The organism is Nioella ostreopsis (genome assembly GCF_004000255.1).
GTDB classification, from domain to species: Bacteria; Pseudomonadota; Alphaproteobacteria; order Rhodobacterales; family Rhodobacteraceae; genus Nioella; species Nioella ostreopsis.
In genome coordinates this window covers 43,490-65,686 of sequence record NZ_RCIQ01000021.1, presented here as the reverse complement: position 1 = coordinate 65,686, position 22,197 = coordinate 43,490, and the positions used below count along the sequence as shown (strand labels likewise).

Here is a 22,197-nt window from a genome sequence, read left to right as displayed (position 1 = left end):
CCGGAACGGGCGTCGTTTTCCTTTTTTGGGAGTTTACAGGATGGGCAGCGCCAAACATCCCTACACGCTGAATTTCATCAAGCACTACGCGATCTTTGCAGCGACGATCGCGATCATTTTTTACCTTCTGGTGCAGGTCGCGGGGCTTCGCTTTGACGGGGCGATCCTGCGTGGTGCCATGATCGGTGGGGCCATCGGGGCGATGATCGTACCCTTCCAGTGGTTCGCTCAAAGTTATCTGGACAATGAGGGTGGAAGGGCAAGCGGCGGCACAGCCTGGAAGTTTGCCCTGGTCTGGGCGGCATTGGCGATGCTGGTTCATATGGCCATTGCCATCGCGCTATATGTCATCGGCTGGCGGGTGCCGGGCATCCTGCCCCAGGAACAGGGGCAGATGATTGGCGTGCTGATTGCTGTGGGGCTGTTCATGCAGGTGCCGATCTTCCGGTTGTTCATCTGGTCGGCCTTCAGCGGCATCGAAGCGCGCGAACGTCGCGCACGGGGCGGTTGAGCCCCCGGCGCTTTGCCTTTATGTCCCGCGGCTGATCCGGCAATCGAGGCACCAGCGTGAGCGACCAGACCAAGCACCCCAAGGCCCCGTGGCGCAATTTTTATGGCCGCCGCAAGGGCAAGACCCTGCGCGACAGCCAGGAGGCCTACCTTGAAGAGGATCTCGCGGCCCTGTCACCGGGGGCCGTCGATTGGGACGTGAACCCCGACAGGACTCCGCTCGATCTGGAGGCCCTATTTGGGGGAAAGGATGTCTGGCTGGAAGTGGGGTTCGGCGGCGGCGAGCACATGGTGCATCAGGCCGAGACAAACCCGGATGTCGGCATCATCGGTTGCGAGCCCTATATCAACGGTGTCGCCATGCTGCTTGGCAAGATCCGCGCGGCGGGGGTCAGCAATCTGCGCGTTCATCCCGGCGATGCGCGCGACATGTTCGACGTGCTGCCCGAGGCGAGCATGTCGCGCGCCTTCCTGCTCTACCCCGATCCCTGGCCCAAGAAGCGCCACCACCGCCGCCGCTTCGTGACGCCAGAGCATCTGGAGCCGCTGGCCCGCGTGCTGAAACCCGGTGCGATCTTCCGCGTGGCGACGGATATTCCCGACTATGTGCGCCAGACTTTGGAACAGGTGCCGCGCCACGGGTTCGATTGGCTGGCAGAGGGGCCGGACGATTGGCGCACACCCTGGGGCGACTGGATCTCGACCCGCTATGAACAAAAGGCGCTCCGCGAGGGCCGAACGCCGCACTACCTGACCTTCCGAAAGCGCTGATCCCTTTCATCTTGGCAAAAATACCTCGGGGGAGTCCGCGAAGCGGCGGGGGCAGAGCCCCCCACGGGCGGGCGAATGCCCCCGGAGGGGGTGTGAGCATGCCCTTTCCCGGATCGACGCCAAAGGCGGCGACCCGGACCCGGACCCATCAGCGACAGCGTGCAAAGAGGGGAGTGGACGCCCCCCCTGTCAGGCGCTATCACCCGGCCCGAACCTATTGCAGGAGACGCGCCCATGTCCGGCCACGGCAGCCCCGTTCCCATGACCTCGCACCCTTCGGGGCCGCTGTCCGGCATTGCCGATGTGCCCGGCGACAAGTCGATCTCGCATCGCAGCCTGATCCTTGGGGCCATGGCCGTGGGCGAGACGCGGATTACGGGCCTTCTGGAAGGCCAGGACGTTCTGGACACCGCCAAGGCGATGAAGGCCTTTGGCGCCGATGTGGAGCGTGTGGGCGAGGGCGAATGGCGCGTCCACGGCGTGGGTGTTGGCGGCTTTGCGGAACCTGACACTGTCATCGACTGCGGCAATTCCGGCACTGGGGTGCGGCTGATCATGGGGTCGATGGCGACCTGTCCGATCACCGTGACCTTCACTGGCGACGCAAGCCTCAACAAACGCCCCATGGCACGGGTCACCGACCCGCTGGCGCTCTTTGGCTGCCAGTCGGTCGGGCGCGCGGGCGGGCGGTTGCCGATGACGCTGGTAGGCGCGGCGGAGCCTGTTCCGGTGCGCTACACGGTACCGGTGCCAAGCGCGCAGGTAAAATCCGCCGTGCTGCTGGCGGGGCTGAATGCCCCCGGCGAAACCGTGGTGATCGAGCAGGAGGCCACCCGCGACCACACCGAACGGATGTTGGCGGGCTTCGGGGCCGAGATCACCGTGGAGGACACGGACGAGGGCCGGATCATCACCTTGACCGGCCAGCCGGAGCTGCAACCGCAGGCCATCACCGTACCGCGCGATCCGTCCTCGGCGGCCTTCCCGGTCTGTGCGGCGCTCATTGTGCCGGGATCGGACGTTCTGGTCCCCAATATCGGCCTCAACCCCACCCGCGCGGGGCTCTTCTACACCCTGCAGGAGATGGGCGCGGATCTGACATTCGAAAACATGCGCGAGGAGGGAGGCGAACCCGTCGCCGATCTGCGCGCGAAATATTCCCCCGACATGAAGGGTATCGAGGTGCCGCCCGCACGCGCGGCGAGCATGATCGACGAATACCCGATCCTGTCGGTGGTCGCGGCCAATGCGACTGGCCAGACCGTCATGCGCGGCGTGAAGGAGCTGCGCGTCAAGGAAAGCGACCGGATCGACGCCATGGCCACCGGGCTGCGCGCCAATGGCGTGGAGGTCGAGGACGGCCCCGACTGGTGGATCGTGACCGGCAAAGGCGCGGGCACTGTGCCGGGCGGCGGGCTGACCGAGAGCCATCTCGACCATCGCATCGCCATGTCCTTCCTCTGCCTCGGCATGGCGGCGCAGAACCCTGTGCGGGTGGATGACGCGAGCCCCATCGTGACAAGCTTCCCGATCTTCGAGCCGCTGATGGCATCCCTCGGTGCCTCGCTGGAGCGGACCGGCGCATAAGGTGTCGCTTTCCGGCAGGACAGGGGGCAGGGGACCATGGTCTTCTTCCCCCGAAACAGCCGGAGGGGGCGCATATGATCACCGGAAGCTGCCTGTGCGGGGCGATCCGCTACCGGATCGAAGGCGAGATCCCCGAGGGCGTTTCCGGCTGCCATTGCAGCCAGTGCCGCAAGGTGACCGGGCATTTCAGCGCCGCAGCGCCCGTTCCATGGGACGCAATCACCATCGAAGGCACCCCGCGCTGGTATGACTCCACCCCAGGCAAGGCGCGGCGGGGCTTCTGCGCCACCTGCGGCAGTTACCTGTTCTGGGAACAGTTCGACGGCATCATCTATGTCTCGGCCGGATCGATGGACGCGCCGACAGGGCTGCGGCTGCAGCGGCATATCTTTTACGCCGACAAGGGCGATTATTACCGCAGCGACGATGGCGTGCCCTGCTATGTCGGCTGGGAAACCGGAGAGGAGATTGCCCCATGACCACCGGATCCTGCCTCTGCGGCGCTGTCCATTTCATCGTGACCGGACCACTTCGGCCCGTGATCGCCTGCCATTGCAGCCAGTGCCGCAAGACCTCTGGCCACCATGTGGCCGCCACCTCGGCCCGGCGAGACCGGATCGCGGTGACGGGCGAGGTGACGTGGTTCCAATCGTCAGCAACCGCGCGGAGAGGCTTCTGCGCCACCTGCGGGTCGAACCTCTTCTGGGATGGCGCGGGCGAGAACCTGTCGATCTTCGCGGGAAGCCTCGACGGCGCAACCGGGCTGAAGATTGCAGGCCATATCTTTTGCGCTGACAAGGGGGATTACTACGAGATCCCCAAAGGCGTGCCGCAGGCCGAGGGTTATGATCCTGCGCTGACGACAATGGTCGTGGACTGATCGGGCTTGCACAGCGGCGCGGGCGGGATTAGCCCTAGGCCATGGCATTTACAGTAGCAATCGACGGGCCCGCCGCGGCGGGCAAGGGCACCATCGCGCGGGCGGTGGCGGATCATTTCGGCTTTGCCTATCTGGACACGGGGCTGCTCTATCGCGCCGTGGGCCAGCGGATGCTGGATGGCGAAGACCCGGTCGCGGCGGCCGAGGCACTGCGCGCCGAGGATCTGGACCACCCGGACCTGCGCGGGGCAGAGGCCGCGCAGGCGGCCAGCAAGGTTGCGGCGATCCCCGAGGTGCGCGCGGCCCTGCTGGATTTTCAGCGCGCCTTTTCCCGGCGTTTGGGCGGCGCTGTTCTGGACGGGCGCGACATCGGCACGGTGATCTGCCCCGAGGCGGAGGCGAAGCTCTATGTCACCGCGTCGGATGAAACCCGCGCGGCGCGGCGGCACAAGGAACTGGTGGCGAATGGGCGCGAGATCGGGTTTGACGAGGTGCTGGCGGAGCTGCGCGAACGCGATGCGCGTGACAGCGCCCGGGCAACCGCCCCCCTCAAGCCCGCCGAGGACGCGGTGATGATCGACACCTCGGATATGACGATCGAGCAGGCTTTCGTGGCGGCAATCACGGCAATTTCCCAAAGGATGCCCTGATGAAACAGATCAAGCTTGGCCAATCCGGCCCCATGGTGTCCTGCCTGGGCTACGGGGCGATGTCGTTTTCCGATTTCTACGGGGCCACGACGGACGAGAACTCCTTCGCCATTCTCGATGAGGCGATGGCGGCGGGCGTGACGCATCTGGATACCGCCAATGTCTATGGCATGGGGCGGTCAGAGCGGGTGATCGGCGACTACCTGAAGGCCCGGCCTGACGCGCGCAATCACTTCACCATCGCCACCAAGGCCGCGATCACGCGGGACGGGGAGGGCAACCGCATTTTCCGCAACGATCTGGAGCATCTGGAGGCGGAACTGGACGCGAGCCTCAAGCGGCTCGGGGTCGAAGCGGTGGACCTTTTCTATGCGCATCGCCGGGACAAGTCGCGCCCCATCGAGGAAAGCGCCGAGGCGCTTGGAGCCTTGGTCAGGAAAGGCAAGGCGAAGGCCATCGGCCTGTCGGAAATCTCGCCCACGACCCTGGCCCGCGCCCATGCGGTGCATCCGATTGCGGCGGTCCAGTCGGAATATTCGCTGTCCACCCGGTCGCCGGATCTGGGTCTTGTTCAGGGATGCGCGCGGATCGGGGCGACATTCGTGGCCTTTTCACCGGTCGGGCGGTCCTTCCTGACCGATACGCCGCTCAGTTGGGAGACGGTGCAGGATCTGCCATTCCTTGCCGCGAATCCGCGCTTCAGCGCGGAAACCTACCCCGCCAATATCGCCGCGACCGATGCCTTCCGGGCCCTGGCCGCCGAAATGGGCACCAGCGCCGCTGCACTGGCCATTGCTTGGACCCTGGCGCAGGGCGACCACGTGCTGCCCATACCCGGCACAAGGTCGCTGACCCATTTCCGCCAGCATATCGCCGGGGCCAACATGACCCTGACGACAACCGATCTTGCCGCCATAGAGGCAGTGCTGCCCGCCGGTTGGGCGCATGGAGATCGCTATTCGGACGAACAATGGATCGGACCGGAGCGCTACTGCTGATCCCGGCCCTTGATTTACAGGCGCTTCGGGCTTGCTCTTTCCCTGCCCAGTGGCTATAGAGCGCCCGTCGAGCAGGCGGTCAACGTCTCACACAGGCAGGGTCGGGTTTTCCCCCGGCCCTCATTCGTTTGGGAAATGACCGTGAAGACCAACCCGTTCCGCCGAAGGCGGACATCAATCAAGACCGGCGGAGACAACCGCACGGCCAGAAACAACCGCTAAAGGAAAAAGACGCCACATGGCTCAGAACGTATCTATGGAGGACTTCGAAGCCCTTCTGAACGAAAGCTTCGAAATCGACACGCCCGAAGAAGGGTCTGTTGTCAAAGGCAAGGTGATCGCGATTGAAGCGGGCCAGGCCATCATCGACGTCGGCTACAAGATGGAAGGCCGCGTTGATCTGAAAGAATTCGCAAATCCCGGTGAAGCCCCCGAAATCGCTGTCGGCGATGAGGTCGAGGTCTTCCTGCGCACGGTCGAGAACGCCCGTGGCGAGGCTGTCATCAGCCGCGAAATGGCCCGCCGCGAGGCCGCCTGGGATCGTCTGGAAAAAGCATATGCCGACGAAGAGCGCGTCGAAGGCGCCATCTTCGGTCGCGTCAAGGGCGGCTTCACTGTCGACCTCGGCGGCGCCGTCGCCTTCCTGCCCGGTTCGCAGGTCGATGTGCGCCCCGTGCGCGACGCCGGCCCGCTGATGAACCTCAAGCAGCCGTTCCAGATCCTGAAAATGGACCGTCGCCGTGGCAACATCGTTGTGTCGCGCCGCGCGATCCTCGAAGAATCCCGCGCCGAGCAGCGCGCCGAGGTTATCGGCAAGCTCTCTGAAGGCGACGTGGTTGACGGCGTCGTCAAGAACATCACCGAATACGGCGCCTTCGTCGATCTGGGTGGCGTTGACGGCCTGCTCCATGTCACCGACATGGCATGGCGTCGCGTGAACGACCCGAAAGAGGTTCTGTCCATTGGCGAAACCGTCAAGGTGCAGGTCATCAAGGTCAACAAGGAAACCCACCGTATCAGCCTCGGCATGAAGCAGCTGCAGGAAGATCCGTGGAACCTGGTCGAAGGCAAGTACCCGCTGGAATCGACCCATACCGGCCGCGTCACCAACATCACCGATTACGGTGCGTTCGTGGAGCTGGAGCCCGGCGTCGAAGGTCTGGTTCACGTGTCCGAGATGTCCTGGACCAAGAAGAACGTGCACCCCGGCAAGATCGTGTCCACCTCGCAAGAGGTTGAAGTCATGGTGCTGGAAATCGACACCGCCAAGCGTCGTGTGTCGCTCGGTCTCAAGCAGACCATGCGCAACCCCTGGGAAGTGTTCGAAGAGCAGTACCCGGTCGGCACCGTTGTCGAAGGCGAAGTCAAGAACATCACCGAATTCGGTCTGTTCGTTGGTCTCGACAACGACATCGACGGCATGGTTCACCTCTCCGACCTGACCTGGGAAGGCCGTGGCGAAGACGTGATCGGCAACTACCGCAAGGGCGATGTCGTTCAGGCCGTGGTTTCCGAAGTCGACACCGACAAGGAACGCATCTCGCTGTCCATCAAGGCCGTTGAAGGTGACCCCTTCGCCGATGCCGTCGATGGCGTGAAGCGCGGTTCGATCATCACCGTGGCCGTCACCGCGATCGAAGATGGCGGGATCGAAGTGGAATACGAAGGCATGAAGTCCTTCATCCGCCGCTCCGACCTCAGCCGCGACCGTGCCGAACAGCGCCCTGAGCGCTTCCAGATCGGCGACAAGATCGACGTCCGCGTCACCAACGTGGATGGCCGTTCGCGCCGTCTGGGTCTGTCGATCAAGGCCCGCGAAATCGCGGAAGAGAAGGAAGCCGTGGAACAGTACGGTTCCTCCGATTCCGGCGCGTCTCTTGGCGATATCCTGGGCGCGGCGCTCAAGGGTAACGACGACTGATACCGGCGTCAGACACGCATTGGGGGCCTCGCGGAAACGCGGGGCCCTTTGCGGTTTAAGCCCCCCGAATCAGGTTCAAGGGGCGGGTGCCCTGACGGGCCATCATCGGCAGATGTTTGCAAAAGAACGGCGGCAAGCTGCGTGTTGAGCCTCAGTTCGGCCGATTTCCCCCGGATTTTCAACGGCTTTTCAATTCCCCCGAGGCCGCTTTGCGCTTATAGTCAGGACTCAGGAAACCGCGGCCAGGGGGTTTGGATGATACGTTCGGAACTGATCCAAAAGCTGGCTGACGAAAATCCGTCCCTCACCCTGCGTGAGGTCGAGATGATCGTCAGTGCAATTTTCGAAGAGATCATCGGGGCACTGTCGAAAGGCGACCGCGTGGAACTGCGCGGTTTCGGCGCGTTTTCCGTGAAGAAGCGGGATGCGAGGATTGGACGAAATCCGCGCACCGGTGAAAGTGTCCAGGTGGAAGAGAAGCACGTTCCCTTCTTCAAGGCCGGCAAGCTGTTGCGCGACAGGTTGAACGGTTTGGAAGGTTCCTGAACGGTGAAATACATCAAATACCTGTTTTTGGCTGTCATCGGCATTGCGCTGGTGCTGGTTTCGCTCGCCAATGTCGAGCCGGTGACGCTGACCGTGCTGCCCCACAATCTGGCGGAATGGGTGAACTGGAATTACGCGATCACCCTGCCGCTGTTTCTCGTGATTCTCGGGGGCATTCTGGCGGGGTTGCTGATCGGGTTCGTCTGGGAATGGTTCCGCGAGCACAAGCAGCGGGCCGAAGCCAAGGCGCAGCGCAAGGAACGTGACCAGCTGGCACGGGAAGTGCAGAGCCTGCGGGGCGAGGCCAACCGGGGCAAGGACGAGGTTCTCGCCCTTCTGGAAGACTGACGCCCGCGCATGGCCATTGCCGTCAAATTCTGCGGGTTGACCCGGCAAGAGGATGTCGCTGCCGCCCATGAGGCCGGTGCGCGTTATGTGGGCTTCGTGCATTTCGCCAAATCGCCCCGGCATCTGGAGATCGAGCCGATGGCGACGCTGGCGGTCGATGTGCCTTTGGGTCTGGCCAAGGTTCTGCTGAGCGTCAATGCGGATGACGCCACGCTCGATGCCATCACGGCGCGGGTTCCGCTCGACATGTTGCAGCTGCACGGGCACGAAAGCCCGGACCGCGTGGCCGAGATCAAGGCGCGCTACGGGCTGCCGGTGATGAAGGCGATCGGTGTGGCGGAGGCCGGCGATCTGGCCGCGATTGACGCCTATTCGACGGTCGCCGACCAGCTGCTGATCGACGCGAAACCGCCGAAAGGGGCGGATCTGCCGGGCGGCAACGGGCTGGCCTTCGACTGGCGCCTGCTGGCCGATCGGAAATACTGGACCCGTCCCTGGATGCTGGCAGGCGGGCTGACACCGGACAATGTGGCCGACGCCGTGCGCCTGACCGGTGCGAAGCAGGTCGATGTGTCTTCGGGCGTGGAGCGCGCGCCGGGGGTGAAGGATGCAGTGCTGATGCAGCGCTTTTCCGCAGCGGTGAGGGACTGATGGGCTTTCTCGGGAAACTGGTGATTTATGCGCTGATCGCTGCCGCGGGAGCCGCCTTCGCGACCCGGCCTTCGGTCGAAGAGGTGCGGGAGCTCTATCGCGACATGGTGGCCGAAGAAATCGCCGATGGCTCGATCATTTCCGCAGAGAATGGCGCGGCACAAACGGCCCTTGCGGCCTGTCAGGTGACGCCCGCGAACTGCGCCCGGCTGCTCGAGGGGGTGATCTCTTTCGATTACGAGAATCGCTATCTCTTTGCGACGGTGGAAACCCGGTCCCCTTTCTTCGAACCGCGAAGCTGCATTGCGGCGTTTGAACGGCTGCTTTGCCGGTAGGCGCCATTTACCCAGTTTTAACCACGTAGGGTTAGTCTGCCTCGCATGGCTGAACTACCTCAATACCTGACCCCCGACCTTTGGCTCGATCAGATCTTTTCCTCGAAAGAGGCACAGCGCGGCGGCATTGTGAAACGCCAGATCCGCGATGTGGAACGGCTAGTAGGGCGTCAGGCCTTTGCCCGCGCGCTGGAACAGAAAGGGTTTCAGGCGGTCGAGAATGGACGCCACTTCGTCGTGTTCTGCAATGGTGCACCGATTCGTCGAGTGCGGTGAAAGGGCCTTCGAAGGCCCTTGGACAAGCCGCTTCGAAGCGGCTTCCCACGCGGTTTCGAAACCGCGTTTTTCAAGGCGTTTCGAAACGCCTTTCCACCGCCCGCTCTTGTCCCCACGCCGATGCTCGCATAGGACAGGTCAGATGACCCTGCAAGGATGACCGCCATGGCCGAAGACCTGATCAATTCCTTCATGACGGGCCCCGACGAAAACGGTCGCTTCGGCGATTTCGGCGGGCGCTTCGTATCGGAAACGCTGATGCCGCTGATCCTGGAACTGGAAAAGCAGTACGAGTTCGCCAAGACCGATGACAGCTTCTGGGCCGAAATGAATGATCTGTGGACCCATTATGTCGGTCGTCCCAGCCCGCTCTATCTTGCCGACCGCCTGACCGAGCATCTGGGTGGGGCCAAGATCTACATGAAGCGCGACGAGCTGAACCATACGGGCGCACACAAGATCAACAACGTCCTCGGCCAGATCATCCTGGCCCGCCGAATGGGCAAGACCCGGATCATTGCGGAAACCGGCGCAGGACAGCACGGCGTTGCCACCGCCACCGTTTGCGCCAAGTTCGGTCTGAAATGCGTGGTCTACATGGGCGCGCATGATGTGGAGCGGCAGAAACCCAACGTCTTCCGGATGCGCCTTCTGGGGGCAGAAGTCGTCCCTGTCACTTCTGGCCGCGGCACGCTGAAGGACGCCATGAACGATGCCCTGCGCGATTGGGTGACCAATGTGCGCGACACGTTCTACTGCATCGGCACCGTGGCCGGCCCGCACCCGTACCCCGCCATGGTCCGCGATTTCCAGCAGATCATCGGCAAGGAAGCCAAGGCGCAGATGCTGGAGCGTGAGGGCCGCCTGCCCGACACGATCATCGCCGCCATCGGTGGCGGGTCGAACGCAATGGGCCTGTTCTTCCCCTTCCTCGATGACAAATCGGTCAACATCATCGGCGTCGAGGCCGGCGGCAAGGGCGTGAACGCCAAGATGGAACATTGCGCCTCGCTGACTGGCGGTCGTCCCGGCGTGCTGCATGGAAACCGCACCTATCTGTTGCAGGACGATGACGGGCAGATCCTTGAAGGCTACTCTATTTCTGCGGGTCTGGATTACCCCGGCATCGGCCCCGAACACAGCTGGCTGCATGAAATCGGCCGCGCTCAGTACGTCTCGATCACCGACAAGGAGGCGCTCGCAGCCTTCCAGCTCTGCTGTGAGCAGGAGGGGATCATCCCGGCGCTGGAGCCGTCCCACGCGCTGGCCCATGTGATCAAGATCGCCCCGGATCTGCCGAAGGATCACATCATCTGCATGAACATGTGCGGGCGCGGCGACAAGGATATCTTCACGGTGGCGAAACATCTTGGCTTCGAGATGGCCGAGGCGGATTGAAACATCGCGAAAGTCTGACCCCGGTCAGATGGCATCGACAGGGCGTCCCGCAGGGGGCGCCCTTTTCATTTGTTGCGCACACTCGCAATATTGTTGCGCAGTAGTAACGGTGTAATTGTTACACCAAATCACATGTTGAGCGGTTCAGCCCCCTGCCGTATCACCCGCCTCACCAGCCAGACGGGCTGGCCCTTGCGGCAGGGGGTGATCACCCCTCCGGTGCGGGCGGCGCTGCCGATCCCCGTATGCCAGGGCCAGAGACCGAGGTCGGTGCCAACGTGACATCCAAACGTCACGCGAAAATAGCTCAATTGGTAGAGCATCGGACTGTAACTCCGAGTGGCGCAGGTTCAATTCCTGCTTTTCGCTCCAAAAGCCCGGATGAGGGCACTGGTTCTTCAAACCAGCCACATGAGTGGTTCGACAAAATGGGTTCCGGGGCTGCTCCGCGAGGGGTGGCCGGATCCTCTGTTGCGCCAGAGGACAAGGACGCCGTTCGCCCTGGCCCCGCGCCGGGAAGGACGTGACGCATGTTCGCCTGTCTTCGCCAGGCCCTGCCAATACTGGTACGGGCCCCGCGAACCGGGTGGCGCGCCTCTCCGCTCTTCTCCGCAAGGGGGTATGGCAGGACCGGCCTCGGATCCCGCCCCATATTCCGCGACCGGCAATCCCGCCCGTCGCGCATGCCTGTCACGGGGCTGATCCCGTGCAACCCAAAACCCAAGGAGATCGCGCCTTGCGACGACGACGATAGACACGACCATGAAAAAGGAGATTTGACATGTCTATTTTGAAAGCCCTCCGGAATCAGCGCCTTTTGCGCGTTCCGATCAACACTCGCACCCTCGTGCTTGCGAAAGGCCGGATCGATCAGATCCTCGGCCCGGGAGAGCACTGGATCGACATGCAGGATGTTCAGACCGAAGTGTTTGACCTTTCTTCTCCGCGTTTCGTGTCTACGCTTGTGGCACCCATGCGCCGGGACCGTCCCGACCTTGTCGAGACCCACTTCACCGAGGTCCACACCGGACCCGATGATGTGGCGGTGATCTCTCGTGACGGCATCGTCACGGATCTTGTCGGACCGGAACAGCGCGTGCTTTTCTGGACCGATGCAGGCCCCTGGACCGTTGACAGGTTCGACATGGCCGAAGACGTGATGCTTGCCCCGACCCTTGCCCGCCGTCTTGAACGGGCGCGGTTGGATACGCAGATCAACGTGACCACGGTCGAGCAGGGGCGCGTGTCCCTTCTTTTCACCGAAGGTCAGCTTGCCAAGGTGCTCGACCCCGGAACCCACTGGTTCTGGATCTTCGGGCGCAAGCATACTGTCCGTCAGGTCGATATGCGCTGGCAGGCCAAGGAGGTCACGGGGCAGGAGATCCTCACGAAGGACCGCGTGTCCATTCGGGTGAACTTGACCGCCGTCTTCCGTGTGGTGGATGCGGTGAAAGCCGTGACCGCCGTGCGCGATCATGACGAGGCGCTTCACCGGGCCGTGCAGCTTGCGTTCCGCAAGACGCTCGGGGCGATGACCCTTGACCGGCTCTTGGCCGAAAAGGGGATGGTCGATGCCGAGGCCGCCGAAAAGGTCCGCGCCGATATGGCGGGGATCGGGATCGAAGTGGGTGAGATCGCGTTGAAGGACGTGATCTTGCCCGGCGAGATGCGCGACATCCTCAACGGGGTGGTCGCCGCCCAGAAAGAGGCCGAAGCCAACGTGATCCGCCGGCGCGAGGAAACGAACGCCACGCGGTCCTTGCTCAACACGGCCAAGGTCATGGCGGAAAACCCCGTCATGTTGCGGTTGAAAGAGCTTGAAGCGTTGGAAACCATCGCGGGCAAGGTCGAGCGGCTCACGGTCCATAACGGGACCGAGGGTCTCATGACCGACCTTGTGAAGCTTCGGGATTAGGCGAATGCCGCTGAAAACAAGGCCCGTCCGGAGAAATCCGGGCGGGTCAGCCTGTTTATACCTCAGGTTTAGGCCTGTGAACCGGTGGTTTATGGACCCGGAGATAAACGGCGGTCAAATATCCTTTGAGCATTCACGGTGCTTTTTGTCGGGTCATCGGATCGGTGGCAGCGTCCCCCGGTTCGCCCTTGAGACAAGATCAACAGGAGATGATCCATGACCCCGAAATCCATTCTTGCCGCTTCCGTGACGGCGGTTCTGCTGTCGACCACCACCCTGTCCGCCCAAACCTCGAATGACGCCGTGAATGCGGCCATCGCCGAACTGCAGGACGCAGGCTACATGCGCATAGAGGTGCAGATCCGCAATGGCGGCTACAGGATCGAGGCCACCGGTGCCGACGGCTCGGTTGAGCGGACCTTCGACCGCGATGGCAACCTTGTCCGCGAAGAGGTCGTGTCGGGCGGGATCGGGACGGAAACCAGCTATGACGCCAGCGGCAATGTCATCTCGACTGAAACCGGCCCGGCGGATGACGATGACGATCGCGATGACGACGACGATGATCATGATGACGACGATGATCATGACGATGATCGCGATGATGATGGCGACGACAATGGCGGCCACGACGATGAAGATGATGATGACGACAGCGATCATGGAAATGGTGGAGACGATGGTGACGACCACGATGACCACGACGACCATGACAGCGACGATGACGACGATGACGACGACTAAGGACCGATATCGGCTATAGGTTCCCTTCAGGAGACTGGTATGCTCTCCTGTCGCCGATAGACGGACCTCGCTCTGCCCCGCCCGTCCCCCCATCCCGGCGGGGCAGAGCCTTATCAACCAAGGAGACGAAACAGATGAAACCCTCGCGCCTCTTGATGGCCACTGCGCTCTGCCTGTCGGCAGGAACCGGAGCAGTCTGGGCGCAGGATATCGAGGCCCAGATCATCTCGCAGCTTCAGGCGCAGGGATATGCGCGCATCCATGTGACACGCACCTGGCTTGGGCGCGTCCGCATCGAGGCCGAAGGGCCGGGCCGCGAACGCGAGATCATCTTCAATCCGACAACCGGCGAGATTCTGCGTGACTACTGGGAAATCGAAGACGACCACAGCGGCGGTGACGGGGTCTTGCCATCATCCGTGTCGGACAGCTCGGGTGACGACGGTGATGATCGTGACGATCATGATGACGACGAGGATAACAGTGGTTCGAGCGACGACGGCGATGAGGATGCCGACGAGGATAACAGTGGTTCGAGCGGCGGCGACGACGGCGATGATGACAATGGCGATGACGACGATAACGACGACAACGGCGGCTCTGGAGGGGGCGGAGATGACGATGATGACGACGACGATGACTGATGCCTCGCAGCGCCAGGAGGGGCAGCTGCGTGACAAAGGGTAAACTGCTTCTTGCGGTTGTTTTCGTTGTGCAGCTGGTCTGCTCGGTCTTTTTCGTGTCCGAGATTGTTCTGACCATATTCAATGTCCGCGCCCGTCCGATCAGCTGGCAAACCCGCGAGTTGATGGAAATCGGCGCGACGATCGGGCTGATTATCGGGCCAATCATCGGCGCGATCTTTCTGCGCAACTCCATGCGGCGCACGGCAATTGTCGAGCAGAAGCTCAAGGCCGCATCGGGGGCCTTCATGGATGTGATGGCGGAACGGTTCGACGATTGGGGCCTGACCCCGGCGGAACGCGACGTTGCGCTTTTCGCGATCAAGGGCATGTCGATCCAGGAAATCGCCGCTTTGCGCCAAACATCCGAAGGCACGGTCAAGGCACAGACCAACGCGATCTATCGCAAGGCAGGCGTCAGCGGACGGCCTCAGCTATTGAGCCTTTTCATCGAAGATCTGCTGGACGTGGATGACCGCGTTCGGATTGCCGCCGAATAGATCAGGTTGCGGCCATTTCCTTCAGAACATCCAGTGGGATGATGTCCAGGGCGCGGGAATGGGTCGCCTCAAGCCGCACCTTGGGCGCGCAGCCTTCGTCATGGGCTTGCAGGAACCGGCCGGCGCAGAGGCACCATTGGTCACCCGGTTTCAGCCCCGCAAATCCGAATTCGGGCCGGGGCGTGGACAGGTCGTTGCCCACATATTTGGAGTAAGCCAGGAATTCCGCCGTCATCTCGGCGCAGACCGTGTGGCTGCCATGATCGTCGGAACAGGTGTTGCAATGACCATCGCGGAAGAACCCGGTCAGGGGGGCGGTCGAGCAAGGCTGCAAAACGCCGCCCAACACGTTCACGGGGGCGTCCATGCGGGTCATTGGCTGTCCTCCGGTTCAGGTTCTGCGTCATCTCCGGGTTCAGTCTCCAGCGCGGCGTTCGGCGCTGGAGGGGCGAGGCTTTCAGAGATCAGCCGGAAGATACGGATGTTTTCGTCGTTCACACCGGCATCGCGGAATTGGCGGTCCGCGGCAGTGGTGGCGATCACCACCCCGTTCACCTGATCTACATAGATGTACTGGCCGTAAATTCCACGGGCCATGAATTGGCCAGGTTCAGCCCCGACCGGAATCCACCATTGGTAGCCATAGCCAATCTCGCCTGGCGCGGTTCGGGCCGAGGCTGCGGTAGATCGCGCCACCCACTCTTGCGACAAGATTTGGTGTCCGTTCCAGTTGCCGTTGTTGAGGAACATCATCCCCAATCGGGCATAGTCCCGCGTGGTCATGTTCAGCCCGCCCAAAACGAAGGCCACGCCCTCACCATCGGTCAGGTAATAGGGCGTCGCTTCCAACCCAAGCGGCTGGATGATCCGTTCCGACAAAAGCGACGGGATATCGCGCCCGGTCGCGCCGCGAATGACCATGCCGATGACATGGGTGTCGATCGAGACATATTCCCATTGCTCGCCTGCGGGTCGGTCTGTTTCGGACAAGGCCTCTGTGAACCCGTCCATCGTGCCGCCAAGGGCCAGCGCGCGGCTCATGCGATTGATGTCGGAATTGTAGTCCAGGTAATCCTCGTCGAAGGTCACGCCCGATGACATCTGCAGCACGTTGAGAATCGTGGTTCCGTCATAGGCTGTGCCGCTCAACTCGGGGACGTAATCGGTCACCTGCGCATCGAGATCAGGGATTGTCCCGTCTTCGACCAAGGTGCCCAGAAGTGCCGAGAGGAAGCTTTTTGCGACGGAGAATGACATCCGACGATCTCCCGGCGCAGTGCCCAGGTGATAGCTTTCATGCGCGATCTGTCCGTCGCTAAGGACGACAAGCGATGTCACATCGCGCGCCTCGATCCAGGAAGCGACCTCGTCTGGCAGATCGGCGGGCGGGCCGTCCGGCAACGGGCTGGCCGGGCCAGAGCCGCGTGAGACATCGGCCGTATCGAAGGCGTCGCCCATGTTGCTGAAATTTTCGACGATGTAGGCTTCGTCATAAAGCGTCACGACCGTCCAAAGGCGGGAAATCTCCTGACGCATGACCCAGCCCGCAGCAACCGTGACGATCAGGAAGATCACAAGGATTCGAACCAGAATTCTGACGATACGGCGCATGAGGCCCCCCTTTGGCTGTTCCGAAAGCAGAACATGGCCGCCCGCTTGGCGGCAATGCTGACCCTACGTCAGGGATGAGGGCTAGCGGAACCGATCCATCAGCTTTTGCATGGCCGTGCGATCATCTTCCGGTTCTGCCGCTGGTGCAGATACGACGGGCGGCGTGGCTGCTTTCGCCTTGCCCTGGCCCGAGGATCGCGGCGGCGCGGTGCGCAGGGCAACGGCGTTCATGAACCGGCCGGTGTCGCCCTTTGCAAGCTCCGGCGCGCCGTCGGATATGCCGCGCAAAAGGTCGTCCAGCCAATCCTGATCGGCCTTGGCGAAATCCGACAACACATAGGGCGCAACCCGATCCTTGTGGCCCGGATGGCCGATGCCAAGGCGCACCCGGTCGTAATGCGGGCCGATATGCTGGTGGATCGACCGCAGCCCGTTATGGCCGGCATGTCCGCCCCCCGCCTTGACGCGGCATTTGCCCGGTGCAAGGTCCAGTTCGTCATGGAAAACGGTGATGTCGGTCGGCTCCAGCTTGTAGAACCGCATCGCCTCGCCCACGGATTGGCCCGACAGGTTCATGAAGGTTTCTGGCTTTAGCAGCAGCACCTTTTCGGACCCGAGCCGCCCTTCGGTCAGGCTGGCCTGAAACTTGCTCCGCCATGGCGCAAACCCGTGATCCTCGGCCACCCGGTCCAGCGCCATGAAGCCGATATTGTGCCGGTTGCCCGCGTATTTCGCACCGGGGTTTCCAAGGCCGACCCAGAGTTTCATGGCATCCTCGCATTCAAATCGCCTTCTCAGTCCTATAGGCATGACGGGGCGAGGGATCAACGAATTGGGGACAGATGCCGGTATTCACCCTTCATGACATCACGCTTGATCTGCCCGAGGTGCTGATCACCAAGGCGCTTGCGGCGCGGCTGGCCGATGGCAGCTATGAGGCCGATGAAATCGCCGCCGCGATGTGCCGGGTCGGGCCGGGAATGCGGGTGCTGGATCTTGGCGCGGGTCTGGGGCTGATCAGCGTGCTGGCGGCGCGGGCTGCGGGGGCTACGAACGTGCTGAGCGTCGAGGCGAACCCCAACCTGCTGCCAGTACTGCGTGACACGTTCGAAAGAAACGGGCAGGGCGGTATCCGCCTGCTGCACGGCGCGGTCACGTCGGGTGAGGGGGGCGGCACGGTCCGGTTTCAGGTGCCACGGGCCTTTCTGGGTGCAAGCCTCGCGCGGGCTGGGGCACCGGAAAACGAGATTTGCAAGGTGCCCAATCTAGGGCTTGAGCCCTTGCTGTATGAGCATCGGCCGGACGTGGTGATGATGGATATCGAAGGGGCGGAGGAATGGCTGTTCGATCAGCCTTGGCACCCGGAATTGCGCTTCTTGGTGCTGGAACTGCATCCGCCCCGCTATTCCGACACGGTCATCAAGCGGATTGTCGATTGCATGTCGGATTCCGGTCTAACCTATGATCCGGTCACATCACGCGGGCGGGTTCTGGGGTTTCGCCGGGTGTAGCGCCTGCGGTCGGCCAAAAGAAAACGCGGCCCATCCCGGGGGACAGGCCGCGCCAAATCAGGTCCGAACAGCAGACCGCCGGGATTATTCCTCGGCGGCGGCTTCTTCGGCCTCTTCACCTTCGTCTTCGGCGTCACCGCCGCGCGCCAGACCCGAGGGGGCGGCGATGTTGGCAATCACGAAATCGCGGTCGATGGTCGGGCGGGCACCCTCGGGCAGGGTCACGTCGGAAATGGTCACGACGTCACCGATGTTGAGGGTCGACAGGTCAACGGTGATCTTTTCCGGGATGTCGCCTGCGGTCACGCGCAGTTCGACTTCCGGGCGAACCACGGTCACGACGCCACCCTTCTTGATGCCGGGTGCAACCTCTTCGCCGACGAACTCAACCGGAATGAACAGGTTGACGCGGCTGGTGCGGCGCAGGCGCATCAGGTCGACATGGGTCGGCAGGTCCTTCACGACGTCACGCTGAACGCCACGGCAGATCACGCGCACATCTTCGTGGCCTTCAACCTTGAGGTTGAAGAGTTGCGCCAGAAAGCGGCCTGCTTTCAGGTGCTTGAGCAACACGTTGAAGGGGATCTGAATCGAGACGGGGTCCGCACCACCGCCATAGACAACTCCGGGCACCATACCGTTGCGGCGTGCTTGACGAGCGGCCCCCTTGCCTGTCCCCGTCCGTGCCTCGGCGACGAGATCTTTAATCTCTGCAGCCATAGCTATTCTCCATATGATAAAGGGCGGCCTCCAAGGGTGTCCGCCCGGTTGAAGCCGTGCCTATAGACGAGCCTTGCGGGTTTGGAAAGGGGCTTTGCGCGATGAATCCGCGCTTTGGAACTTGCTTTGGAGCGAAGCCCGTGACAATCGCCCGGACATGTTGATCCTGCGCGCGATTTCCCTGTCCCGTCATGACCTGCCGGCCTTTGCGGCGCAAGGCATCTATTGGGGTGCGTTCGCCGCCTATGTGCCGCAGATCAAGGCTCATATCGGGGCCAGCGACGGGGCCTTCGGTCTCGCGATGCTGGTCACCGCGGCGGGTGCGGTGACGGCGATGCTGTCTGCGCCTGTCTTCGCGGCGCGGTTCGGGCGCTATGCCGTGTCGTTTGCATCCGTTCTTCTGGCACTGGTGTTTCAGGCCCCGATGTGGGTTGCGTCGGTGCCGGTTTTCGCGGCGCTGATGTTCTTTGCCGGTGCCGGGTCGGGATTGCAGGACGTGGTGATGAACACCCGCCTGTCGCGCACGGAATCGCGCCTTGGGGCATCCCTGATGAACCTCAATCATGCGATGTTTTCCTTCGCATACGCGGCCTCTGCCATATCTGCGGGTCTGGCACGAGAGGCGGGGCTGCCGCCTGGGCCGGTGTTTGCCACGCTCGGGCTGCTGACGCTGATTGCCTCGGTCTTCATGATGTCGAAGGACGGCGCGGAAACCCATGGCACGGCCAAGGCCGCCCGCGGTCGCTTTGGCGGCGTGGTGCTGTGGGGCGGGCTGATCGTGCTGGTGGCGTTCCTTGCGGAAAACGCGACCGAGGGCTGGTCGGCCCTGCATGTGGAACGCACCCTGGGTGGCGGCGCGGCAGAGGGCGCGCTTGGTCCCGCGATGCTGGGGCTGACCATGGGGATCGGGCGGTTCACCGGACAATTGGTCGTCGGCCGCCTGTCCGAGACCCGCGTGGTGTTCTGGAGCGCGCTTGTCACCGCCTGCGGAGCCTTGCTGGCGGCCATCGCCCCGGTACCTCTGGTGGCCTATGCCGGGTTTGCCATTCTGGGTCTTGGCGTGTCGACCATCGCACCGATGCTGCTGGCGCTTGCCGGGCGTCTGGCCAGCGATGACGCGCGGGCCTATGTGATCAGCCGGGTGACGACCATCGGCTATTTCGGCTTCTTCATCGGGCCGCCGATCATGGGCTTCATCGCACAGGGCTTCGGGCTGCGGATGTCCTTCGGCTTCGTGGCGCTGCTCTTGCTGTCGATCCCGGCGCTTCTGGCCCTGATGCGCCGCGCGGGTTAGTCGAAGACCTCACCGGGGTCGACGCCCCAAAGCGTGTCCATCGGCACCCACCCACGATGACCGGCCACGTTCAGGCGGCACCAGCTGCCGTTGCATTCGTCGACGAAGGCGATCACCCCAAGCTCGGCCTGAGCCGTCACCGGCGAGGCCGGGTCGGGCCGCTGGTGCAGTTCCAGCATGTCAACCTCGACAATCGCGGTGCGCACGCCTGACAGCAGCGAATAGTGCATCCAGCCGCCCGCCCCGTCGCGGTCGATGACCCGGCGCCAGTGTTCATGTTCGGCCACCACCTGCATCGGCATGTTGCGGCGCTGAAACACCCAGTCGATGCGGTGGCTGCGCGAGGGTCCGCGCCGTGCAAATGCCTCTGACGACTGGATCGAGACATAGCGGGGCAGGGGGAACCCCGTCACGGGACCGCGCGCCTCGGCCTCCTGCGCGATGGTGGCCGTAGCCATCACACCCAGAATCGTCGCCAGCATCACGCCCAATATCTTGCGCTTCATACCTTGCACTGCCTGCCCGCACCTTTGCCGCTCTATCGCGGTCTTGACCGGTGTTTTTGTCGCTGTTGGGGTGCTGTGTCTTGCACCCCTGCCTAGGATGAGAGAGTGTCACGCCAAGGGCTGAAACGCCAGATAAAGGGAAGAACGGGATGCCAGGTCAGAAGCTGAGTGTTGTCGTAACGCGACGGTTGCCCGAGGCGGTCGAAACGCGGATGTCGGAACTGTTCGACGTGGAACTGCGCGAAGATGATCGCCCGATGACCCGGCAGGAACTGGTATCCGCCATGAATCGCGCCGATGTTCTGGTGCCTTGCGTGACCGACCAGATCGACGCGGGACTGTTGGGGCAGGCAGGTGAGAAGCTGAAACTCATCGCCAATTACGGTGCGGGGGTCGACCATATCGACGTGCATACAGCGCGCCAGCGCGGCATTCTGGTGTCCAACACGCCGGGCGTGGTGACCGAAGACACCGCCGACATGACCCTGGCGCTGATCCTTGCCGTCACGCGCCGCATCCCCGAGGGTCTGGCCGTGATGCAGGCCGGCAAATGGCAGGGCTGGTCGCCCACGGCCTTCATGGGCGGGCGCATCGGCGGCAAGCGGCTCGGCATTCTCGGCATGGGCCGGATCGGTCAGGCGGTGGCGCGGCGCGCGGCAGTGTTCGGGATGCAGGTGCATTATCACAATCGTCGCCGCCTGCACGAGGAGATCGAGGCCGACCTGGAAGCGACCTATTGGGAAAGCCTCGACCAGATGATCGCGCGGGTCGATATCCTGTCGATCAACTGCCCGCATACGCCCTCGACCTTCCACCTGATGAACGCGCGGCGGCTGAAGCTTATGAAACCCACGGCGGTGATCGTGAATACCTCCCGCGGGGAAGTCATCGACGAAAACGCCCTGACGCGGATGCTGCGGTCCGGCGATATCGCCGGGGCAGGTCTCGACGTGTTCGAACATGGCAAGGACGTGAACCCGCGCCTGCGAGAGCTGGAAAACGTGGTGCTTCTGCCGCATATGGGCTCGGCCACGCTGGAGGGGCGCGAGGAGATGGGCGAAAAGGTCATCATCAATATCAAGACCTTCGACGATGGCCACCGGCCGCCCGATCTGGTCGTGCCGAGCATGTTGTGACCATGCGCAATCAGAAGAAAATTCCAGAATTTTCTTCCTGCCGCAAAATTCTTCCAGAAGAATTTTGGACCGCTTTGAAAATCCTTCGGGAAGGATTTTCCGGCGCGCATTGTGGTCATGGCTAGGTTTGTCGTCCTGCCGGTGCTGATTGCCTTCGCCTGCCTTCTGGCGGGTCTCTACGGCATGGTTCACAACCAGATCAGCTATACGGTCGGTCCCGACTATTTCCACGCCTTCAAGTTCCACCAGTTCAACATCGCCGAGGCGCTGCCCTATCGCATGGGGGCGGCGATTGTCGGCTGGCGGGCAAGCTGGTGGATGGGGATTGTGATCGGCGTACCGATTGCCGCCATAGGGCTGGCGATGCCGACCACGGGCCAGATGGTTCGGACTTTCCTTGGCGCTTCGCTGATGGTCGTGGGGATCACGCTGGCGCTTGGCGTGGTGAGCCTCGCAATTCCCGTCGACCCTTCACAATACCACCATTTCAGAATTCCTTCGGGTGTCGAAGATGTAGAGGGCTTTGTGCGGGCCGGGCTGATGCACAACACGAGCTATTTTGCCGGTCTGATCGGACTTGTCGCGGGGGTGGTCTTCATGCTGGTCGCGGTCATTCGCGCCCGTCGTCGGGCCCGGCCCGGGGGCTGATCGACTGCGCTTGTCGCGAAAAACCCGGGCGCGTGTCGGATTCTCGCGTTATCTGGTC

At 62.7% G+C, this 22,197-nt stretch carries 28 protein-coding genes, 1 tRNA gene and 1 pseudogene; 24 read left to right on the top strand and 6 right to left on the bottom strand.

What is annotated here, in order from left to right; genetic code table 11:
* The first annotated feature begins 40 nt into the window (after window positions 1–40).
* From EP237_RS18355 to trpB, 14 genes and pseudogenes are all read left to right on the top strand, one after another.
* Complete coding sequence (locus tag EP237_RS18355) at window positions 41–511, top strand: ABZJ_00895 family protein (protein ID WP_127562348.1); 471 nt, start codon at window positions 41–43, stop codon at window positions 509–511.
* A 56-nt stretch (window positions 512–567) separates the two neighbouring features.
* Complete coding sequence (trmB, locus tag EP237_RS18350; RefSeq protein WP_127562347.1) at window positions 568–1,281, top strand: tRNA (guanosine(46)-N7)-methyltransferase TrmB; 714 nt, start codon at window positions 568–570, stop codon at window positions 1,279–1,281.
* A 234-nt stretch (window positions 1,282–1,515) separates the two neighbouring features.
* Window positions 1,516–2,868 carry a 3-phosphoshikimate 1-carboxyvinyltransferase gene (aroA, locus tag EP237_RS18345; protein ID WP_127562346.1) on the top strand — a complete coding sequence of 451 codons (1,353 nt, stop codon included), beginning with the start codon at window positions 1,516–1,518 and terminating at the stop codon, window positions 2,866–2,868.
* Between the two features lie 74 nt (window positions 2,869–2,942).
* The gene (locus EP237_RS18340) at window positions 2,943–3,347 is read left to right on the top strand and encodes a GFA family protein (protein ID WP_127562345.1); all 405 of its coding nucleotides are present in this window, start codon (window positions 2,943–2,945) and stop codon (window positions 3,345–3,347) included.
* Window positions 3,344–3,748 carry a GFA family protein gene (locus EP237_RS18335; RefSeq protein WP_127562344.1) on the top strand — a complete coding sequence of 135 codons (405 nt, stop codon included), beginning with the start codon at window positions 3,344–3,346 and terminating at the stop codon, window positions 3,746–3,748. The genes EP237_RS18340 and EP237_RS18335 overlap by 4 nt, the downstream gene beginning before the upstream one ends.
* A gap of 41 nt (window positions 3,749–3,789) precedes the next feature.
* On the top strand, window positions 3,790–4,398 hold the full coding sequence (locus tag EP237_RS18330) for a (d)CMP kinase (RefSeq protein ID WP_127562343.1): 609 nt from the start codon (window positions 3,790–3,792) through the stop codon (window positions 4,396–4,398).
* Window positions 4,398–5,396: an aldo/keto reductase gene (locus EP237_RS18325; RefSeq protein WP_127562342.1), complete on the top strand. Its 999-nt coding sequence runs from the start codon at window positions 4,398–4,400 to the stop codon at window positions 5,394–5,396. The genes EP237_RS18330 and EP237_RS18325 overlap by 1 nt, the downstream gene beginning before the upstream one ends.
* Before the next feature lie 226 nt (window positions 5,397–5,622).
* Window positions 5,623–7,317: pseudogene (gene rpsA, locus EP237_RS18320) on the top strand (30S ribosomal protein S1); the annotation flags it as partial.
* 255 nt (window positions 7,318–7,572) lie between these two features.
* Window positions 7,573–7,863: an integration host factor subunit beta gene (ihfB, locus tag EP237_RS18315; RefSeq protein WP_127562357.1), complete on the top strand. Its 291-nt coding sequence runs from the start codon at window positions 7,573–7,575 to the stop codon at window positions 7,861–7,863.
* Window positions 7,864–7,866: 3 nt separating this feature from the next.
* The gene (locus tag EP237_RS18310; protein WP_127562340.1) at window positions 7,867–8,211 is read left to right on the top strand and encodes a LapA family protein; all 345 of its coding nucleotides are present in this window, start codon (window positions 7,867–7,869) and stop codon (window positions 8,209–8,211) included.
* Between the two features lie 9 nt (window positions 8,212–8,220).
* Window positions 8,221–8,862 carry a phosphoribosylanthranilate isomerase gene (locus tag EP237_RS18305; RefSeq protein WP_127562339.1) on the top strand — a complete coding sequence of 214 codons (642 nt, stop codon included), beginning with the start codon at window positions 8,221–8,223 and terminating at the stop codon, window positions 8,860–8,862.
* Window positions 8,862–9,197, top strand: a complete 336-nt coding sequence (locus tag EP237_RS18300) for a hypothetical protein (RefSeq protein WP_127562338.1) — start codon at window positions 8,862–8,864, stop codon at window positions 9,195–9,197. Before EP237_RS18305 ends, EP237_RS18300 begins: the two co-directional genes overlap by 1 nt.
* Window positions 9,198–9,242: 45 nt before the next feature.
* Window positions 9,243–9,473: an N-(5'-phosphoribosyl)anthranilate isomerase gene (locus EP237_RS18295; RefSeq protein ID WP_127562337.1), complete on the top strand. Its 231-nt coding sequence runs from the start codon at window positions 9,243–9,245 to the stop codon at window positions 9,471–9,473.
* A gap of 165 nt (window positions 9,474–9,638) precedes the next feature.
* Window positions 9,639–10,871, top strand: a complete 1,233-nt coding sequence (gene trpB, locus EP237_RS18290; protein WP_127562336.1) for a tryptophan synthase subunit beta — start codon at window positions 9,639–9,641, stop codon at window positions 10,869–10,871.
* A 128-nt stretch (window positions 10,872–10,999) separates the two neighbouring features.
* On the opposite strand, the gene EP237_RS18285 is transcribed toward trpB, so the two are convergent.
* On the bottom strand, window positions 11,000–11,194 hold the full coding sequence (locus EP237_RS18285) for a hypothetical protein (protein ID WP_127562335.1): 195 nt from the start codon (window positions 11,192–11,194) through the stop codon (window positions 11,000–11,002).
* Between EP237_RS18285 and EP237_RS18280 the strand changes: the two genes are divergently transcribed.
* The 5 genes from EP237_RS18280 to EP237_RS18260 all read left to right on the top strand — a co-directional run bounded on the left by EP237_RS18280 (window position 11,168) and on the right by EP237_RS18260 (window position 14,713).
* Window positions 11,168–11,243: transfer RNA gene (locus tag EP237_RS18280), tRNA-Tyr, on the top strand. The genes EP237_RS18285 and EP237_RS18280 overlap by 27 nt on opposite strands.
* Window positions 11,244–11,652: 409 nt before the next feature.
* Window positions 11,653–12,786, top strand: coding sequence for a slipin family protein (locus EP237_RS18275; RefSeq protein WP_127562334.1), 1,134 nt, complete (start codon window positions 11,653–11,655; stop codon window positions 12,784–12,786).
* Between the two features lie 216 nt (window positions 12,787–13,002).
* The gene (locus EP237_RS23330) at window positions 13,003–13,530 is read left to right on the top strand and encodes a hypothetical protein (protein WP_206052323.1); all 528 of its coding nucleotides are present in this window, start codon (window positions 13,003–13,005) and stop codon (window positions 13,528–13,530) included.
* A 134-nt stretch (window positions 13,531–13,664) separates the two neighbouring features.
* Complete coding sequence (locus tag EP237_RS23325; protein ID WP_206052322.1) at window positions 13,665–14,174, top strand: hypothetical protein; 510 nt, start codon at window positions 13,665–13,667, stop codon at window positions 14,172–14,174.
* A 29-nt stretch (window positions 14,175–14,203) separates the two neighbouring features.
* Entirely contained in the window at window positions 14,204–14,713 is a 510-nt protein-coding gene (locus EP237_RS18260; RefSeq protein ID WP_240661687.1) for a helix-turn-helix transcriptional regulator, read from the top strand.
* Between the two features lies 1 nt (window position 14,714).
* On the opposite strand, the gene EP237_RS18255 is transcribed toward EP237_RS18260, so the two are convergent.
* The 3 genes from EP237_RS18255 to pth all read right to left on the bottom strand — a co-directional run bounded on the left by EP237_RS18255 (window position 14,715) and on the right by pth (window position 17,092).
* Entirely contained in the window at window positions 14,715–15,089 is a 375-nt protein-coding gene (locus tag EP237_RS18255) for a DUF2237 family protein (protein ID WP_127562332.1), read from the bottom strand.
* Window positions 15,086–16,324, bottom strand: a complete 1,239-nt coding sequence (locus EP237_RS18250) for a serine hydrolase domain-containing protein (RefSeq protein ID WP_127562331.1) — start codon at window positions 16,322–16,324, stop codon at window positions 15,086–15,088. Before EP237_RS18250 ends, EP237_RS18255 begins: the two co-directional genes overlap by 4 nt.
* Window positions 16,325–16,405: 81 nt before the next feature.
* Window positions 16,406–17,092 carry an aminoacyl-tRNA hydrolase gene (gene pth / locus EP237_RS18245; protein WP_127562330.1) on the bottom strand — a complete coding sequence of 229 codons (687 nt, stop codon included), beginning with the start codon at window positions 17,090–17,092 and terminating at the stop codon, window positions 16,406–16,408.
* A 74-nt stretch (window positions 17,093–17,166) separates the two neighbouring features.
* On the opposite strand from pth, the gene EP237_RS18240 reads away from it, so the two are divergent.
* The gene (locus EP237_RS18240) at window positions 17,167–17,835 is read left to right on the top strand and encodes an FkbM family methyltransferase (protein ID WP_127562329.1); all 669 of its coding nucleotides are present in this window, start codon (window positions 17,167–17,169) and stop codon (window positions 17,833–17,835) included.
* A gap of 84 nt (window positions 17,836–17,919) precedes the next feature.
* Here the strand turns inward: EP237_RS18240 and EP237_RS18235 are convergent, their stop codons facing one another.
* Entirely contained in the window at window positions 17,920–18,555 is a 636-nt protein-coding gene (locus EP237_RS18235; RefSeq protein ID WP_127562328.1) for a 50S ribosomal protein L25/general stress protein Ctc, read from the bottom strand.
* A gap of 157 nt (window positions 18,556–18,712) precedes the next feature.
* Between EP237_RS18235 and EP237_RS18230 the strand changes: the two genes are divergently transcribed.
* Window positions 18,713–19,849 carry an MFS transporter gene (locus EP237_RS18230; RefSeq protein ID WP_127562327.1) on the top strand — a complete coding sequence of 379 codons (1,137 nt, stop codon included), beginning with the start codon at window positions 18,713–18,715 and terminating at the stop codon, window positions 19,847–19,849.
* Here the strand turns inward: EP237_RS18230 and EP237_RS18225 are convergent.
* On the bottom strand, window positions 19,846–20,355 hold the full coding sequence (locus EP237_RS18225) for an SH3 domain-containing protein (RefSeq protein ID WP_127562326.1): 510 nt from the start codon (window positions 20,353–20,355) through the stop codon (window positions 19,846–19,848). The two genes, EP237_RS18230 and EP237_RS18225, sit on opposite strands and share 4 nt — an antisense overlap.
* A gap of 149 nt (window positions 20,356–20,504) precedes the next feature.
* Between EP237_RS18225 and EP237_RS18220 the strand changes: the two genes are divergently transcribed.
* Genes EP237_RS18220 through EP237_RS18215 form a run of 3 tightly spaced genes read left to right on the top strand, consistent with a single transcriptional unit; the run spans window position 20,505 to window position 22,139 of the window.
* Window positions 20,505–21,491 carry a 2-hydroxyacid dehydrogenase gene (locus tag EP237_RS18220; protein ID WP_127562325.1) on the top strand — a complete coding sequence of 329 codons (987 nt, stop codon included), beginning with the start codon at window positions 20,505–20,507 and terminating at the stop codon, window positions 21,489–21,491.
* A 2-nt stretch (window positions 21,492–21,493) separates the two neighbouring features.
* Complete coding sequence (locus EP237_RS23730) at window positions 21,494–21,616, top strand: hypothetical protein (protein WP_276317012.1); 123 nt, start codon at window positions 21,494–21,496, stop codon at window positions 21,614–21,616.
* Complete coding sequence (locus EP237_RS18215) at window positions 21,609–22,139, top strand: hypothetical protein (RefSeq protein ID WP_127562324.1); 531 nt, start codon at window positions 21,609–21,611, stop codon at window positions 22,137–22,139. Before EP237_RS23730 ends, EP237_RS18215 begins: the two co-directional genes overlap by 8 nt.
* The last annotated feature ends 58 nt before the right edge of the window (window positions 22,140–22,197 follow it).

What these genes read in the sequence shown, in the direction of transcription:
- EP237_RS18250 (WP_127562331.1), bottom strand. Translation starts at nt 16,324, where the DNA reads ATGCGCCGTATCGTCAGAATTCTGGTTCGAATCCTTGTGATCTTCCTG.
- EP237_RS18355 (WP_127562348.1), top strand. Translation starts at nt 41, where the DNA reads ATGGGCAGCGCCAAACATCCCTACACGCTGAATTTCATCAAGCACTAC.
- EP237_RS18295 (WP_127562337.1), top strand. Translation starts at nt 9,243, where the DNA reads ATGGCTGAACTACCTCAATACCTGACCCCCGACCTTTGGCTCGATCAG.
- EP237_RS18285 (WP_127562335.1), bottom strand. Translation starts at nt 11,194, where the DNA reads ATGCTCTACCAATTGAGCTATTTTCGCGTGACGTTTGGATGTCACGTT.
- trpB (WP_127562336.1), top strand. Translation starts at nt 9,639, where the DNA reads ATGGCCGAAGACCTGATCAATTCCTTCATGACGGGCCCCGACGAAAAC.
- EP237_RS18215 (WP_127562324.1), top strand. Translation starts at nt 21,609, where the DNA reads ATGGCTAGGTTTGTCGTCCTGCCGGTGCTGATTGCCTTCGCCTGCCTT.
- EP237_RS18220 (WP_127562325.1), top strand. Translation starts at nt 20,505, where the DNA reads ATGCCAGGTCAGAAGCTGAGTGTTGTCGTAACGCGACGGTTGCCCGAG.
- EP237_RS18240 (WP_127562329.1), top strand. Translation starts at nt 17,167, where the DNA reads ATGCCGGTATTCACCCTTCATGACATCACGCTTGATCTGCCCGAGGTG.
- EP237_RS23325 (WP_206052322.1), top strand. Translation starts at nt 13,665, where the DNA reads ATGAAACCCTCGCGCCTCTTGATGGCCACTGCGCTCTGCCTGTCGGCA.
- EP237_RS18325 (WP_127562342.1), top strand. Translation starts at nt 4,398, where the DNA reads ATGAAACAGATCAAGCTTGGCCAATCCGGCCCCATGGTGTCCTGCCTG.
- EP237_RS18335 (WP_127562344.1), top strand. Translation starts at nt 3,344, where the DNA reads ATGACCACCGGATCCTGCCTCTGCGGCGCTGTCCATTTCATCGTGACC.
- EP237_RS18255 (WP_127562332.1), bottom strand. Translation starts at nt 15,089, where the DNA reads ATGACCCGCATGGACGCCCCCGTGAACGTGTTGGGCGGCGTTTTGCAG.
- EP237_RS23330 (WP_206052323.1), top strand. Translation starts at nt 13,003, where the DNA reads ATGACCCCGAAATCCATTCTTGCCGCTTCCGTGACGGCGGTTCTGCTG.
- EP237_RS18300 (WP_127562338.1), top strand. Translation starts at nt 8,862, where the DNA reads ATGGGCTTTCTCGGGAAACTGGTGATTTATGCGCTGATCGCTGCCGCG.
- EP237_RS18305 (WP_127562339.1), top strand. Translation starts at nt 8,221, where the DNA reads ATGGCCATTGCCGTCAAATTCTGCGGGTTGACCCGGCAAGAGGATGTC.
- EP237_RS18230 (WP_127562327.1), top strand. Translation starts at nt 18,713, where the DNA reads ATGTTGATCCTGCGCGCGATTTCCCTGTCCCGTCATGACCTGCCGGCC.
- EP237_RS18225 (WP_127562326.1), bottom strand. Translation starts at nt 20,355, where the DNA reads ATGAAGCGCAAGATATTGGGCGTGATGCTGGCGACGATTCTGGGTGTG.
- pth (WP_127562330.1), bottom strand. Translation starts at nt 17,092, where the DNA reads ATGAAACTCTGGGTCGGCCTTGGAAACCCCGGTGCGAAATACGCGGGC.
- EP237_RS18235 (WP_127562328.1), bottom strand. Translation starts at nt 18,555, where the DNA reads ATGGCTGCAGAGATTAAAGATCTCGTCGCCGAGGCACGGACGGGGACA.
- ihfB (WP_127562357.1), top strand. Translation starts at nt 7,573, where the DNA reads ATGATACGTTCGGAACTGATCCAAAAGCTGGCTGACGAAAATCCGTCC.
- EP237_RS18275 (WP_127562334.1), top strand. Translation starts at nt 11,653, where the DNA reads ATGTCTATTTTGAAAGCCCTCCGGAATCAGCGCCTTTTGCGCGTTCCG.
- EP237_RS18330 (WP_127562343.1), top strand. Translation starts at nt 3,790, where the DNA reads ATGGCATTTACAGTAGCAATCGACGGGCCCGCCGCGGCGGGCAAGGGC.
- EP237_RS18340 (WP_127562345.1), top strand. Translation starts at nt 2,943, where the DNA reads ATGATCACCGGAAGCTGCCTGTGCGGGGCGATCCGCTACCGGATCGAA.
- aroA (WP_127562346.1), top strand. Translation starts at nt 1,516, where the DNA reads ATGTCCGGCCACGGCAGCCCCGTTCCCATGACCTCGCACCCTTCGGGG.
- EP237_RS23730 (WP_276317012.1), top strand. Translation starts at nt 21,494, where the DNA reads ATGCGCAATCAGAAGAAAATTCCAGAATTTTCTTCCTGCCGCAAAATT.